Origin of the sequence: Streptomyces prunicolor (assembly GCF_045162825.1) — a bacterium.
Taxonomy (GTDB): Bacteria; Actinomycetota; Actinomycetes; order Streptomycetales; family Streptomycetaceae; genus Streptomyces; species Streptomyces prunicolor.
This window is the reverse complement of the sequence record NZ_CP108676.1, coordinates 4,486,059-4,499,246: the sequence shown is the minus strand read 5'-3', so window position 1 is coordinate 4,499,246 and position 13,188 is coordinate 4,486,059. Positions and strand designations below refer to the sequence as shown.

Here is a 13,188-nt window from a genome sequence, read left to right as displayed (position 1 = left end):
CCCCGCCGTCCTCCCCGAGGTACTCGTCATGACCCAGCCGCCCCCGCCCCCACCGAACCAGCCCCCGCAGGGCGGCTTCGGCCCACCCCAGGACCAGCCCCCACAGCAGCCTCCGCAGGCACCCGGCTACGGCTACCCGCAGGCCCCTCCGCCCCAACAGCCGGTCTACGGCTACCCCCAGGCACCCCAGCAGCCCCAGCCGCCCCAGGGGCCTCCGCAGGCCGCCCCGCCGCCCGGCTACGGCTACCCGGGCCAGCAGCCGAACCCGTACGCCCAGCCGCAGCAGCCCAACCCCTATGGCCAGCAGCCGGGTTACGGCTACCCGGCGCCGGGGCAGCCGACCATGCCGTTGCACCCGCAGCCGGGCCAACCGGGCGGCGGCGGACGGAAGTTCGGGGCGTCCGCGGTGATCATCACGGCTGCCGTGGTCGCGATCGCGCTGATCGTCGGCGGCGGGATCTGGTACTCGTCCTCGTCCGGAAAGGACGACGACACGAAGAAGGCCGCGACCGCCGGCGGCACCACGGGCGGCACGAACGACAAGGGCGGTACGACGTCCGGCGGCAAGGAGAAGATCCCCGCCAACCCGGCCTCCAAGGTCCTCTTCGAGGTCCCGATGCCCAAGGTCAGCGACACCATGGTGACCTCCGGCTCCTGGCTCACCGACAAGGTGTACGCCAAGAGCGGCAGCGCCGAGGTGGTCGGCTACAACCGCGACACCGGCGCCAAGCAGTGGACGATCAAACTCCCCGGCCCGGTCTGCCAGGCCACGAAGCACACCACGACCGACGGCAAGACAGCGATCCTCTACGAGCCCGCCATGCCGACCGAGGACAAGCCCTCGCACGGCTGCAGCCAGATCGCCGCGATCGACCTCAACGCGGGCACCAAGCTGTGGACGAAGACCGCCAACTCCGGTGACCAGCCGATCAGTTTCGAGAACGTCACCATCAGCGCGAACACCGTCGCCGTGGGCAGCACCGACGGCGGCGCCGCCTTCGACATCTCCACCGGCAAGGTCCTGTGGAGCCCGAAGACCGCCGACTGCTACGACGCCGGTTACGGCGGCGGCGCCAAGCTGGTGGCGGTGCGCCGGTGCGGCACGTACGACTCGCCCACCCTGCACATCCAGACCATCGACCCGGTCTCCGGGAAGGTGCTCTCGGACTACAAGATGGCCCAGGGCATCGAGTACGCGAGCATCGTGTCGACCGACCCGCTGGTGGTCGCGGCCGACGTCGGCGACAGCGCGGGCGACGGCAGCGGCGTCTCGGACTTCTTCTCCATCGACAACAAGACGGGCGCCCTGCGCTCGCACATCCCGGCGCCGGGCAAGCAGTACGCGGCCCGCTGCGACGGCATCACGCGTGTCGAGTACTGCACCGAACTGGCCGTGGGCAACGACCGGTTGTACGTGCCGACCGAAGAACACGACGGTTCCGGCGACTCCTACAGCCAGACCAACGAGATCGTCGCCTTCGACCTCGCCACCGGCAAGCAGACCGGCCAGCGCGCGGACGCGGGCGAGGGCTACACGATCACCCCGCTCCGCATGGACGGCACGAACGTCATCGCGTACAAGGCACCGCCGTACAACAAGGGCGGCCAGATCGTCAGCATCGACGGCTCCTCCTTCAAGGAGACCAAGCTGCTGGAGAACCCGAGCACGGAGACGGTACGGAGCGCGGAGACGACCTTCCTCCCGGACTACGCGGAGATCCTCTACGGGGAGGGCCACCTGTACATGTCGTCGGTCTACGCGGACAAGGCATCGTCGTCGTCAACGGCCGACAAGGACTTGGCGATCGCTTTCGGCACGACGAGCTGACCCACCCCCACCCTCACCACGACTCCCATCACCCCCATCACTCCCATCACCCCCATCACTCCCGAATGCCAGGAATGCGAAAAACTCCGTCGATCTGGGGCACTTCTCTCCAGTAGGGGCAGCGCAACGTCGAACAAGCGTGTAGCTTCCGGGGGCATGAAGAGCGGGGGTGCTGGGGGGCCCTCTGTTCTTGGGGACCGGTGGGCATCCATAGTGGGCATCCATTGGGGGGACTGGGGGGTTGCTCGATGGGAGTGCGGCTGATGGTGGTCGACGACCACCGTTTGCTCGCCGAGGCGCTGGCCTCGGCACTGAAGCTGCGGGGACACCGGGTGCTGGCAGCGGCGGCACCGGCGGCAGGCGCGGCCGAGTTGGTGATCACCCGCGCCCCCGAGGTGTGCCTGATCGGCACGGCGACACCGGCCGAGCCCGGCATCTTCGACCCGGTGGTGAAGATCAAACGTGAGCGTCCGCAGGTCGCGGTCCTCGTCCTGGGCCCGGTCCCGAGCCCCCGAGGCATCGCGGCGGCCTTCGCCGCGGGCGCGTCCGGCTATGTCCGGCACGACGAGCGCATCGAGGGCGTGGAGCGGGCGATCATGAAGGCGAGGGCGGGCGAGGCGGCGGTAGCCCCGCAGCTGCTCCAGGGCGCCTTCAGCGAACTCCTCAACCCGGCAGCCCAGCCGGACGACGAGGGCCAACGGCTGCTGCAGATGCTGACGCCGAGGGAGGTGGAGGTCCTGGTCCGCGTGGCAGACGGCGAGGACACCCGCCTGATCGCGGCGGGCATGGGTATCGCCCCGTCAACGGCCCGCACGCATGTGCAGAGGGTGCTGATGAAGCTGGGCGTGGGGTCGCGACTGGAGGCGGCGGCCCTGGCGGCGCGGACGGGGCTGCTCGACAGGGCGGGGCCGGTGAACCATTCGGCGGGGCCGGACCTGTAGGCGAGTTCTGGTGCCGGATCAGCGGTGGGGGCGGCCGGCGACCGGGGTGCCGGACCGTATGCCGTCGAGGAGGGCGGCGAGGGCCGTGGGGGTGGTGGTGAGGAGGGTGGCGGGGGTGTCGCTTTCGCGGAGGTGGAAGGCGGCGGGGGTGGTGGCGAGTTCGAGGCAGGCGTTGCCGTCGCCGCCGCCGGAGAAGGTCGACTTCTGCCAGGTGCTGGCGAGTTCGACGCAGTTGTTGCCGTCGGCGCCCCCCGAGAAGGACGACTTCTGCCAGTTGTCGGGGATGGTCACGGTGCGCCTCACAGTTCCTTCGCCAGGTTGTGGATGAAGTCACGCGAGCGTCCGGGGTCGAGTGACACGGACTCCACTTTACGGAAGAGCGTTCGAAAGGCGCCGAGTTGGGCTTCGGAGTCGACGAAGGTCGTGCCGTGGGCCGCGTCGCGTACCGCTGTGTCCAGCTTGGGTACGGCACCCCCCGCGTACATCATGGCGCTCCAAGCGCCGGCGAAGCCGTCCAGGTCGAAGGGGATGACGCGGACCGTGATGTGATCCGCCTCGGAGAGTTCCAGGACGCGGGTGAGCTGAGTCCGGGTGGCGGTTCGGTCGCCGACCCTGATGCGCAGCGCCGCCTCGTGGATCACCGCCTCGTAGGGGATCGGGTCGGGGCCTTGGGTGATGACCTTGCGTTCCATGCGGTGGCGTACGCGCAACTCCAGGTCTTGCGTGGGGAGTTCGGGGACGCGGTATGCGAAGACGGCGCGGGCGTAGTCCTCGGTCTGGAAGAGGCCTGGGATGTGCAGGAACTCCACTTCGAGCCGGTACGTGGAGTGGTGCTCCAACTCGGCGAGATCCAGGAACGGTGTGGGCAGCAGACTCCGGTACTCCTCCCACCAGCCAACTGTCCGATCGGTCGCCATGGCCACCAGCGCTTCGACCAACTCGGCGTCCGTACAGGCGTATTGGGCGGCAAGTCGCCTTAGGCGCTCCTCGCTCACGCCCGCCGTGCCGAATTCGATCTGGCTCATCTGGGCCGAGTCCGTCCCGAGCAGCGCGGCGGCTTCGCGCCCCTTGAGCCCTGCGGCCTCGCGGAGTTTCCGCAGTTCCGCGCCCAGACGCTCCTGGCGTGCGGTGGGTACTTTCCTGCGCGCCACGGCTTCCTCCTCGTGCCTGAGTGCCCTGCGCGGGCAACTCGTTCGAGGGGCAGATTACGGGAACGGCTTGCGTGGTCCCAAATTGTGACCCTACTGTCGGTCGTGCGACGCACACCGTGCGGAACCCCGGGACCCCGGAAGCGCACCACCCCGTCCTGCCATGACGGCGTGACAGGCCACCGCCCGTGAACCGCATCAACTCCCCACACCACCAACGGAGTTCACGCATGCCCGAAACCGAACCCTGGGAGTACTCCCTCTCCGTCCCGCACGATCGTCGTGCCGTCACCGTCTGCCGCCGCACCCTGCGCCTGGTCCTCACCGCGCACGGCCTCATCGGGGTCGTGGACACCGCCGAACTCCTCGCGACGGAGCTGGTCGCCAACGCCGTACTGCACACAAAGGGGCCGGTGATGCTCCGCGTGCGGCGTTCGGAAGGGGTGCTGCGGGTGGGGGCGTGGGACGCGGACCCTGAACCGCCTGAGCCGCCGGGGCAGTTGATGGAGCTCTTGGACGCCGAGGCAGGGAGAGGGCTCGCGTTGGTGCGGGCCTGTGCCGACAACTGGGGGTGGCAGCCGCTGTCGAGGAATGGGCGGCGCGGCAAGTACGTCTGGTGCGAACTGGGCGTGGCCTAGGGCCAAGAACGCGGCCGGAGGTCAGGGCTCGCCGTGTGTCAGCTCGACTGCTGACGTACCGCCGCCTGCAACTCACGGACACCGGTGGTACGCGGGTGCCGTTCCGCCAGTTCGTGGACGATGCTGCGGATCGCGGGGCGGTCCCGGACCTCGGCGGGGCTGGCGCGGTGTGCGGAGAGCAGTGCCTGGGTGGTCTGTTCGGGGCGATTCCATGCCCACCATGCTCGTGCCATGTCGGTGCCCAGGCGGGCCTTGCGCTCGGCGGTCGGGAACTGTGCGGGGCGCAGGTTCTTTCCCGCCTCCAGGGCCGCGCCCGCATCGCCGAGCGCCCAGTGGACTCCGACCGCGTACAGGTCGACGGCGGCCGGGTTGATGGGGAACAGGCGTCCCGGCGGGGCGGTTTGAGGCAGCCGGCTGGCGGCGCGGCGGGCTTCCTCGGTCATCGCCAGGGCCTCGGCGCGGTGGCCGCCCCGGGCGGCGGTGTAGGCCAGGGTGCAGAGCATCTGCGCGTACGCCGACGCCGACGCGTCGGTCCTCAGTCCCGTCGCCTGCACCCCGGAAGCCGCCGCCGACATGAGGCGCTGGGCCTCCTCGCCGCGGTCCTGGTGGCGTAGCACGATCGCCAACTCCCGGACCGCGGCGGCCGATGCGAGCGGGGAGCCGGAGACCTCGGCCCAGGTCCGGGCGCGGTCCGCGGTGAGCCGGGCCTGCTCGTAGGAGCCGAGCTTGCTCAGTACGGCGGCGGCAAGGCTGTAGACGGAGGAGAGCCGGGCCTGATCGAGTTCCCGGCGCGAGGAGGCGGCGGCGTGCCCGTCCGCGATGAGACCGGGCAGGGCGGCGAGCAGAGGCGCGTGCGTGCCCTTGTCGTACAGGTCGCGGGCGGCGGCCAGCCGGGCGTCCAGCGGTCCGGTGCCGGTCGGTGCGGGAGTGTCGGCCAGGGCCTCGTCCACCCCCAGCAGCAGGGCGGCCGGTCCGGCGGCTGCCGTTGCGGTGAGCAGCGTACGGCGGCGCATCGGGTCCTCCTCGGCGTGCGGACTGGCCGTCACTCTAGTGGCCGTCGATACCGTCGGGGTGGGTGGCGCGAGAGAACTCACCAGGACGTGTCGCGGAACGCCGACTTCGAGGGCGGCGCGGTGCACCAGGGTCAGGTCGACGACCCTGGTGCTGCGCTCCAGCCGGGAGACTGTGGCCGGTGAGCAGCCGAGCCTGTCGCCGAGGGCGGCGAGGGTCCAGGCGCGGTGTTCCCGGCCGAGGCGGATGAGCGCGCCGGGGCGCCGTTGCGTGGCCAACTCGCGTACTCGCGTGCTGTTCCAGAGCGGGTCAACGGGCACGGGCCCCTCCCACACCGCACGACCGGGGCCGTCGAGGCCGCTTGCGCAACGTGCAAAACCCTTGCGCGGAAAGCGAGTTGATCGCATCTGGCCCGTCCGGCGCGGTGTGCTGGGCTCAGCGCCCCCCAATCGACCCTCGGGTCCTGGCCGACTCCGGATGGTGTTGACGAATCCGGTCCCGCCGGACCACCCTCTCCAGAAAAGTGTGACACTTCTCGCGAAAGTGTCACACTTTCTCAACTGGGCGGGCTTGCCCCGACCCGCTGACCAACACGGCCAGCACGTTTGCCCTAAGGGGCGCGGGGCTGTGACATGTGCGGCTCCGCCGCGTGGGCGCGACCGGTGCAGGTCAGCTGACCAACACCGCCGGCCCGGTTGCCTCAAGGGGCGCGGGGAACTGCGCGACCAGCCACAGCCCACCCGCACCCGGCAGACGACCTAAGCCCCCTCTTCGTCCTCCGTAGTCACTTCCACCGGAGGTACAGGGCGCAGCTTCAGCCACCCCAGGAAGAAGATCCCCAGCAGCAACATCGCGATCCCGGTCCACAGATTGATGTTGACGCCCTCGGCCTTGTCCAGCGTCGCCTGCGAAGGACTGATCCCGGCGATCGTGACGATGACGCCGTAGACGACGAACAACCCCCCGATGATCAGCCGCAGATCGAACAGCCGGGACGCGGTCGTCGACTTGCTCTCCAGCTCACTGACCTCGCGCTGGACGTCGTGCTCGGAGTGCCCTGAGTGTTCGGAGTGCCCTGAGTTCTCAGACATGGTTTCTCAATCCTCCCGCGACTAGAACGAGAACGGGATGTAGCAGACGGCGGCCAGGATCACCGCGCCCCAACCGAGCAGCGCGGGCCGGCGGTACCACGCGTCGTCGCCCGCGGCCGGCGCCTCGGTCATGCCGGGGCTGGTCGTGCCGTAGACGAGGCCCTGGAGCTGTTCCGCGGTCTTCGGCTGGGTGAACAGGGACACCACGAACATGACCACCGCACCGGCGACGAACCCGGCGATCGCGGAGACGAAGTTCGCGCCCTGGTCGGAGGGGATGGAGATGATCCCCTGCTTGTAGATCCAGAAGTAGTTGACCATCGCGGTGACCGTGCCCGCGAGCAGGCCCCAGAAGCCGGACTTCGGGGTGGCCTTCTTCCAGAACATGCCGACGATGAAGACGACGAACATCGGCACGTTGAAGAAGGAGAACAGCGTCTGGAGGTAGCTCATGATGTTGGAGAAGGAGGACGCCAGGAACGCCGTGCCCACCGACGCCGCCACGCCGATCACCGTGATCAGGCGGCCGAAGCGCACGTAGTACGCGTCCTCGCGGTCCGTCACGACGTACTTGGCCCAGATGTCGTTCGTGAACACCGTGTTGAAGGACGACACGTTGGCCGCCATACCGGCCATGAAGGCGGCCAGGAGACCGGTGACCGCGATGCCGAGGACGCCGTTGGGCAGCAACTCCTGCATCAGGTACGGAATCGCGTCGTTGTACTGCAGATCCGAGCCGCTGGTACCGATCTTCGGGACGAGCGCCGCGGCGACCAGCCCCGGGATCATCACCAGGAACACGATGAAGACCTTCGGATACGCGGCGATCAGCGGGGTGCGCTGGGCCGCGGACAGGTTCTTCGCGGAGAGCGCGCGCTGGACTTCGGCGAAGTTGGTCGTCCAGTAGCCGAAGGAGAGGACGAAGCCGAGGCCGAGCACGATGGTTAGCCAGTTCGCCCCGAGCGGGTTGACGCTGCCGATGCCGGTGCCGCCCCACGCGGTGGTGAAGTTGTGGCCGTGGGCCGCGTCCAGCTTGTGGGTCAGCCCGTCCCAGCCGCCGACCTTCTTCAGGCCGAGGTAGGAGATGGGGATGAGGGCGGCGAGGATCACGAAGAACTGGAGTACTTCGTTGTAGATCGCCGACGACAGCCCGCCGAGGGTGATGTACGCGAGCACGAACGCACCGGCGACGATGATCGCCACCCACTGCGGCCAGCCCAGCAGCGCCTCGACGACGATCGCGAGGGCGTACAGGTTCACGCCCGCGATCAGGATCGCGGCGAAGGCGAACAGGATCGAACTCAGCAGGTGTGCCCACTTGTCGAAGCGGAGCAGCAGGAACTCGGGGACCGAGCGGACCTTCGAGCCGTAGTAGAAGGGCATCATCACCAGGCCGAGGAAGACCATGGCGGGGATGGCGCCGATCCAGTACCAGTGGACGGTGTAGGCGCCGTACTGGGCGCTGTTGGCAGCCATGCCGAGGATCTCGGTGGCGGCCAGGTTGGCCGAGATGAAGGCGAGTCCGGTGATCCACGCGGGCAGCGAACGCCCGGAGAGGAAGAAGTCGAGGCTCGTCTTCACCGATCTGCGGGCGGCCAGGCCGATACCCAGGACGACCACGAAGTAGATCGCCAGGATCGCGTAGTCGAGCCCGTTGGTGGGGAGCCGTAGCTCGGCGGCGAGAGAGGTGGGGGTCTGCAGAGTCTGCATCAAGCGCTCACCTTGTTTGATGTCTGTTCGATGTCTTTGGTTGGTGTTCTTTGTTTGATTTTGATGGTGACGACTGGGGGGATTGGTGGTTTGATGTGTTTAGTTCTGTGTGAAGCCCGGATGCGGCGTGGATGTACGTACGGATGGAGAGCCCGGCGTGAAGAAGACCTCGACCCGGTTGGCCGACGGTCGTGAGCTCATCTACTACGACCTGCGGGACGACACCGTGCGCGACGCGGTGGACCGACGCCCGCTGGAGCGCACGGTCACCACTTCGGAGGTACGGCGGGACGTGCTGCTCGGCGACTCGGTGGCGATCGCCTCGCACCGCCAGGGCCGCATCTACCACCCGCCGGTCGACCAGTGCCCGCTCTGCCCGACGACCGGCGACCGGCTCAGCGAGATCCCGGACTCGTCGTACGACGTCGCCGTGTTCGAGAACCGTTTCCCCTCGCTGGCCGGCGACTCCGGGCGCTGCGAGGTGGTCTGCTTCACCTCCGACCACGACGCGTCCTTCGCCTCGCTGACCGAGGAGCAGGCGGCCCTCGTCCTCGACGCGTGGACGGACCGGACGTCGGAGCTGTCGCATCTTCCCTCCGTCGAGCAGGTTTTCTGCTTCGAGAACCGCGGCGAGGAGATCGGCGTGACGCTCGGTCATCCGCACGGCCAGATCTACGCCTACCCGTTCACCACCCCGCGCACCGCGCTGATGTTGCGTTCACTCGCAACTCATAAGGAGGCGACGGGCGGTGAGAACCTCTTCGACTCGGTCCTGGAGCGCGAACTCGCCGGTGAGCGGGTCGTCCTTGAGGGTGAACACTGGGCGGCCTTCGTGCCGTACGCCGCGCACTGGCCCTACGAGGTCCACCTGTATCCCAAGCGCCGGGTGCCCGATCTGCTCGGCCTGGACGAGGCGGCCCGCACAGAGTTCCCCAAGGTCTATCTGGAACTCTTGAGGCGCTTCGACCGGATCTTCGGTGAGGGCGAGCCTCCGACGCCGTACATCTCCGCCTGGCACCAGGCGCCGTTCGGCACACTGGAGGAGTTCGACGGTGTGAGCAGGGACGACTTCGCGCTCCACCTCGAGCTTTTCACCATTCGCCGTACGTCCGGCAAGCTGAAGTTCCTCGCGGGTTCCGAGTCCGGCATGAGCGTGTTCATCAACGACGTGCCGCCGGAGTTCGCGGCACAGCGACTGCGAGAGGTAGCGAGTTGATGAGCGGTAAGTACCTGGTCACGGGCGGCGCGGGATACGTCGGCAGCGTGGTCGCCCAGCACCTGCTGGAGGCGGGCCACGAGGTCACCGTCCTGGACAACCTCTCGACGGGTTTCCGCGAGGGCGTACCGGCGGGCGCTTCCTTCATCGAGGGCGACATCCGCGACGCCGCCAAGTGGCTGGACTCCTCGTACGACGCGGTCCTGCACTTCGCCGCGTTCTCGCAGGTCGGCGAGTCGGTCGTCAAGCCGGAGAAGTACTGGGAGAACAACGTCGGCGGCTCGATGGCCCTCCTCGCCGCCATGCGCGAGGCCGGCGTCCGCAAGCTCGTCTTCTCCTCCACGGCGGCCACGTACGGCGAGCCGGACGAGGTCCCGATCGTCGAGACCACCCGCACCTCCCCGACGAACCCCTACGGCGCGTCCAAGCTGTCGGTCGACTTCATGATCACCAGCGAGGCGGCGGCGCACGGGCTGGGCGCGGTCTCCCTCCGCTACTTCAACGTGGCCGGTGCGTACGGCAGTTGCGGCGAGCGGCACGCGCCCGAGTCGCACCTCATCCCGCTCGTCCTCCAGGTCGCCCAGGGCAAGCGCGAGGCGATCTCCGTCTTCGGCGACGACTACCCGACGCCGGACGGCACCTGCGTCCGTGACTACATCCACGTGGCGGACCTGGCCGACGCGCACCTGCTCGCGCTGAAGGCGGCCACCCCGGGTGAGCACCTGATCTGCAACCTGGGCAACGGCGAGGGCTTCTCCGTCCGCCAGGTCATCGAGACGGTCCGCCAGGTCACCGGGCACCCGATCCCCGAGGTCGTGGCCCCGCGCCGCGGCGGCGACCCGGCGACCCTGGTGGCCTCGGCGACCCGGGCCAAGGAGCGCCTCGGCTGGAACCCGACCCGCGCGGATCTCGCGGGCATCGTCGCGGACGCGTGGGCGTTCGCGCAGAACGTATCGAAGGGTTAGGAGAGAACACGTGGGTGTACTTGAGGGCTTCGAGGAGCTGTACGGCACCGCTCCCGAGGGCGTCTGGGCCGCGCCGGGCCGGGTCAACCTGATCGGCGAGTACACCGACTTCAACGAGGGCTTCGTGATGCCGCTCGCCCTGCCGCACACGGCGGTGGCGGCGGTGTCCCGCCGCAGCGACGGCGTCCTGCGCCTCCACTCGGCGGACATCGAGGGCCCGGTCGTAGAACTGCACGTGGACGAGCTGGCCCCGCGCACGAACACGAGTTGGGCCGCGTATCCCGCGGGTGTGGTGTGGGTGCTCCGCGAGGCGGGCCACGAGGTGACGGGCGCGGACATTCACTTGTCGTCCACGGTCCCGACGGGCGCGGGCCTGTCGTCATCGGCGGCGCTTGAGGTGGTCACGGCACTCGCTCTGAACGACCTCTTCGAACTCGGCCTGTCCGCCCCGGAGTTGGCGCGTTTCTCGCAGCGCGCGGAGAACGACTTCGTCGGCGTCCCCTGCGGGATCATGGACCAGACGGCCTCGGCCTGCTGCGAGGAGGGCCACGCGCTCCACCTCGACTGCCGCGACCTGTCGATCCGTCAGATCCCCTTCGACCTGGCGTCCGAGGGCCTCTCGCTCCTGGTCGTCGACAGCCGCGTGAAGCACGCGCTGGGCGACGGCGCGTACGCGGAACGCCGTGAGGGCTGCGAGGAGGGCGCGCGGCAGTTGGGCGTCCCGTTCCTGCGGGACGTGGCGTACGAGGATCTGTCATCGTCCCTGGCCCGCCTGTCGGACGAGCGGATCCAGCGCTACGTCCGCCACGTGGTGTCGGACGACCACCGCGTCGACCAGGTCATCAACCTGCTCGACGCGGGAGACGTACGGGCGATCGGCCCGATCCTGACCGAGGGCCACGCCTCCCTCCGCGACGATCTCCGCATCTCCTGCCCGGAGTTGGACCTCGTGGTCGACACGGCGGTCGGCGCGGGTGCGCTCGGCGCGCGGATGACGGGCGGCGGTTTCGGCGGCTCGGCGGTCGTCCTGGTGGAGGCCGCCGACACGGACACGGTGACGAAGGCGGTCGAGGAGGCGTTCGCGGCGGCGGGTTACACGGCCCCGCGCGTGTTCCCGGCGGTGCCTTCGGCGGGGGCGCGGCGAGTGAGCTGATCCCGGGCTCGTTGTCGCCCCGCTCGTCGGATGGTGGGGCGACGACACCGAGGGACGCCAGGCAGGGCCGGTCACCCCTTGTGATGACGTTCGCGGATTCCGGCGGTTACCGTGGACGCGCAGGCCGAGAATCCCGCCCATGGGAGGAATCACCATGACCGCCGAGCCGATCGCCGCGCAGACCCCCGAGCCGCCGCCCGGGTCAGCCGACGGGCCCGGCACCCGTTGGCCGGTACCACCGCGCGACGGGTACACCGTCGATGACCTGTTCACCCTGCCCGACCTCCCGCCGCACACCGAGCTGATCGACGGGAGCCTCGTCTTCGTGAGCCCGCAGAGGATTTTCCATAGTCGAATGATCGACCTTCTGGTGGCCGGCCTGCGTCGTACGGTCCCCGGGGAGCTGAAGGTCTGCCGCGAGATGACTGTCGTCCTCGACCGCCGCAACGGCCCTGAGCCCGACCTCAGTGTCGTCCGCGCCGAAGCCATCACAGGCTTGGAGCAGACCCGCTTCCAGGCCGAGGATGTCCTGCTCGCCGTCGAGGTCGTCTCCCCGGACTCCGAGGCTCGCGACCGCGACACCAAGCCCCGCAAGTACGCCGCCGCCGGTATCCCGTACTTCTGGCTGGTCGAGATGGCTGAGGGCAACCAGCACCCGGTGGTGCGGGTCTACGAAATCGACCCGGTGAACAAGACGTACGCCCTGACCGGCATCCACCACGACAAGCTTGACCTGAGCCTGCCGTACGACATCGACGTCGACATCAGCCCGGACGCCCTCAGCGAGCTGTGACCAGGCTCTTCGTCAGGGTGTACTCCGTCACCCCCGGCGGATAGTCCGGGATCACGCACACCACCTCGTACCCCTGCTTCTGGTAGAAGTCGGGTGCCTGGAAGTCCCAGGTCTCCAGGCGGGCGGCCACGCAGTCGCGCTCGTCGCGGGCGACGCGCTCCGCCTCGGCGAGGAGGCTGGAGCCGAGGCCGGTACCGCGGTGGCGGCCGTCCACCCACAGGTACGTCACATGCAGCCAGTTCGCCCAGGTGTGGCCGACCAGTCCGCCCGCCAGCTCGCCCGTCTCGTCCAACGCCCAGATCTGGAGCGGAACTTCACGTTCGCGAGGGGTTCCGCGCAGGGCACGCAGCACCGGCGACGCGGCCGTGTTGGTTTCGAGCAGCCGGGCGCGGAGCAGATCGCGTCGCTCCTTGTCGACTTCCGTCTCAATACGAAACATGCGGCTCACCATAAACGTGCCGGACAGTCAGTTCTGCAAATTAGCTTCCGCTGCTGCGCCCCAGCCGTACGCTGTGAGCAGCACCGGTGGGGGCCGGTGCTGTTCAGGGGGCGAGACAAGTCGGGTACGACGCCCGATGTGGGGGTAGCAGTGTCTGCACGGCGGCGGCCGTGCGGCTCAGGCCGCTCCCGGGCGTCGTACCCGCAATCATCGCTTCGTCTCCCGACGATGAGGTATCCCCTGCTCCACCAGGAG

13 protein-coding genes are annotated in these 13,188 nt (G+C 69.0%); 7 read left to right on the top strand and 6 right to left on the bottom strand.

Annotation, left to right across the window (positions count from 1 at the left end; all coding sequences use genetic code 11):
* The first annotated feature begins 28 nt into the window (after nucleotides 1–28).
* A complete protein-coding gene (locus tag OG588_RS20235; protein ID WP_405948512.1) occupies nucleotides 29–1,828 on the top strand; it encodes a PQQ-binding-like beta-propeller repeat protein in 1,800 nt (599 codons plus the stop codon).
* A 248-nt stretch (nucleotides 1,829–2,076) separates the two neighbouring features.
* Nucleotides 2,077–2,769: a response regulator transcription factor gene (locus tag OG588_RS20230; protein WP_266857887.1), complete on the top strand. Its 693-nt coding sequence runs from the start codon at nucleotides 2,077–2,079 to the stop codon at nucleotides 2,767–2,769.
* A gap of 18 nt (nucleotides 2,770–2,787) precedes the next feature.
* Here the strand turns inward: OG588_RS20230 and OG588_RS20225 are convergent, their stop codons facing one another.
* Both OG588_RS20225 and OG588_RS20220 read right to left on the bottom strand, forming a co-directional pair.
* Nucleotides 2,788–3,060, bottom strand: a complete 273-nt coding sequence (locus tag OG588_RS20225) for a DUF397 domain-containing protein (protein ID WP_405948511.1) — start codon at nucleotides 3,058–3,060, stop codon at nucleotides 2,788–2,790.
* Nucleotides 3,061–3,068: 8 nt separating this feature from the next.
* Nucleotides 3,069–3,920 (bottom strand): helix-turn-helix domain-containing protein, encoded by an 852-nt coding sequence (locus OG588_RS20220; RefSeq protein WP_405948510.1) that lies wholly within the window; start codon nucleotides 3,918–3,920, stop codon nucleotides 3,069–3,071.
* A gap of 227 nt (nucleotides 3,921–4,147) precedes the next feature.
* Here OG588_RS20220 and OG588_RS20215 point away from each other — a divergent pair, with 227 nt between their 5' ends.
* Nucleotides 4,148–4,555 (top strand): ATP-binding protein, encoded by a 408-nt coding sequence (locus OG588_RS20215; RefSeq protein WP_405948509.1) that lies wholly within the window; start codon nucleotides 4,148–4,150, stop codon nucleotides 4,553–4,555.
* A gap of 38 nt (nucleotides 4,556–4,593) precedes the next feature.
* On the opposite strand, the gene OG588_RS20210 is transcribed toward OG588_RS20215, so the two are convergent.
* The 3 genes from OG588_RS20210 to OG588_RS20200 all read right to left on the bottom strand — a co-directional run bounded on the left by OG588_RS20210 (nucleotide 4,594) and on the right by OG588_RS20200 (nucleotide 8,367).
* Complete coding sequence (locus OG588_RS20210; protein ID WP_405948508.1) at nucleotides 4,594–5,886, bottom strand: helix-turn-helix domain-containing protein; 1,293 nt, start codon at nucleotides 5,884–5,886, stop codon at nucleotides 4,594–4,596.
* A gap of 438 nt (nucleotides 5,887–6,324) precedes the next feature.
* Entirely contained in the window at nucleotides 6,325–6,657 is a 333-nt protein-coding gene (locus tag OG588_RS20205) for a hypothetical protein (protein ID WP_405948507.1), read from the bottom strand.
* A gap of 21 nt (nucleotides 6,658–6,678) precedes the next feature.
* Nucleotides 6,679–8,367, bottom strand: a complete 1,689-nt coding sequence (locus tag OG588_RS20200; RefSeq protein WP_405948506.1) for a sodium:solute symporter family protein — start codon at nucleotides 8,365–8,367, stop codon at nucleotides 6,679–6,681.
* Nucleotides 8,368–8,524: 157 nt separating this feature from the next.
* Between OG588_RS20200 and galT the strand changes: the two genes are divergently transcribed.
* The 4 genes from galT to OG588_RS20180 all read left to right on the top strand — a co-directional run bounded on the left by galT (nucleotide 8,525) and on the right by OG588_RS20180 (nucleotide 12,494).
* Nucleotides 8,525–9,583: a galactose-1-phosphate uridylyltransferase gene (gene galT / locus OG588_RS20195; RefSeq protein ID WP_405948505.1), complete on the top strand. Its 1,059-nt coding sequence runs from the start codon at nucleotides 8,525–8,527 to the stop codon at nucleotides 9,581–9,583.
* A complete protein-coding gene (galE, locus tag OG588_RS20190) occupies nucleotides 9,583–10,548 on the top strand; it encodes a UDP-glucose 4-epimerase GalE (protein WP_405948504.1) in 966 nt (321 codons plus the stop codon). The genes galT and galE overlap by 1 nt, the downstream gene beginning before the upstream one ends.
* A 10-nt stretch (nucleotides 10,549–10,558) precedes the next feature.
* Nucleotides 10,559–11,701, top strand: a complete 1,143-nt coding sequence (gene galK / locus OG588_RS20185; RefSeq protein ID WP_405948503.1) for a galactokinase — start codon at nucleotides 10,559–10,561, stop codon at nucleotides 11,699–11,701.
* Nucleotides 11,702–11,855: 154 nt separating this feature from the next.
* Nucleotides 11,856–12,494, top strand: a complete 639-nt coding sequence (locus tag OG588_RS20180) for a Uma2 family endonuclease (RefSeq protein ID WP_405948502.1) — start codon at nucleotides 11,856–11,858, stop codon at nucleotides 12,492–12,494.
* On the opposite strand, the gene OG588_RS20175 is transcribed toward OG588_RS20180, so the two are convergent.
* Nucleotides 12,481–12,945 (bottom strand): GNAT family N-acetyltransferase, encoded by a 465-nt coding sequence (locus tag OG588_RS20175; protein WP_405948501.1) that lies wholly within the window; start codon nucleotides 12,943–12,945, stop codon nucleotides 12,481–12,483. The two genes, OG588_RS20180 and OG588_RS20175, sit on opposite strands and share 14 nt — an antisense overlap.
* Nucleotides 12,946–13,188: the final 243 nt, after the last annotated feature.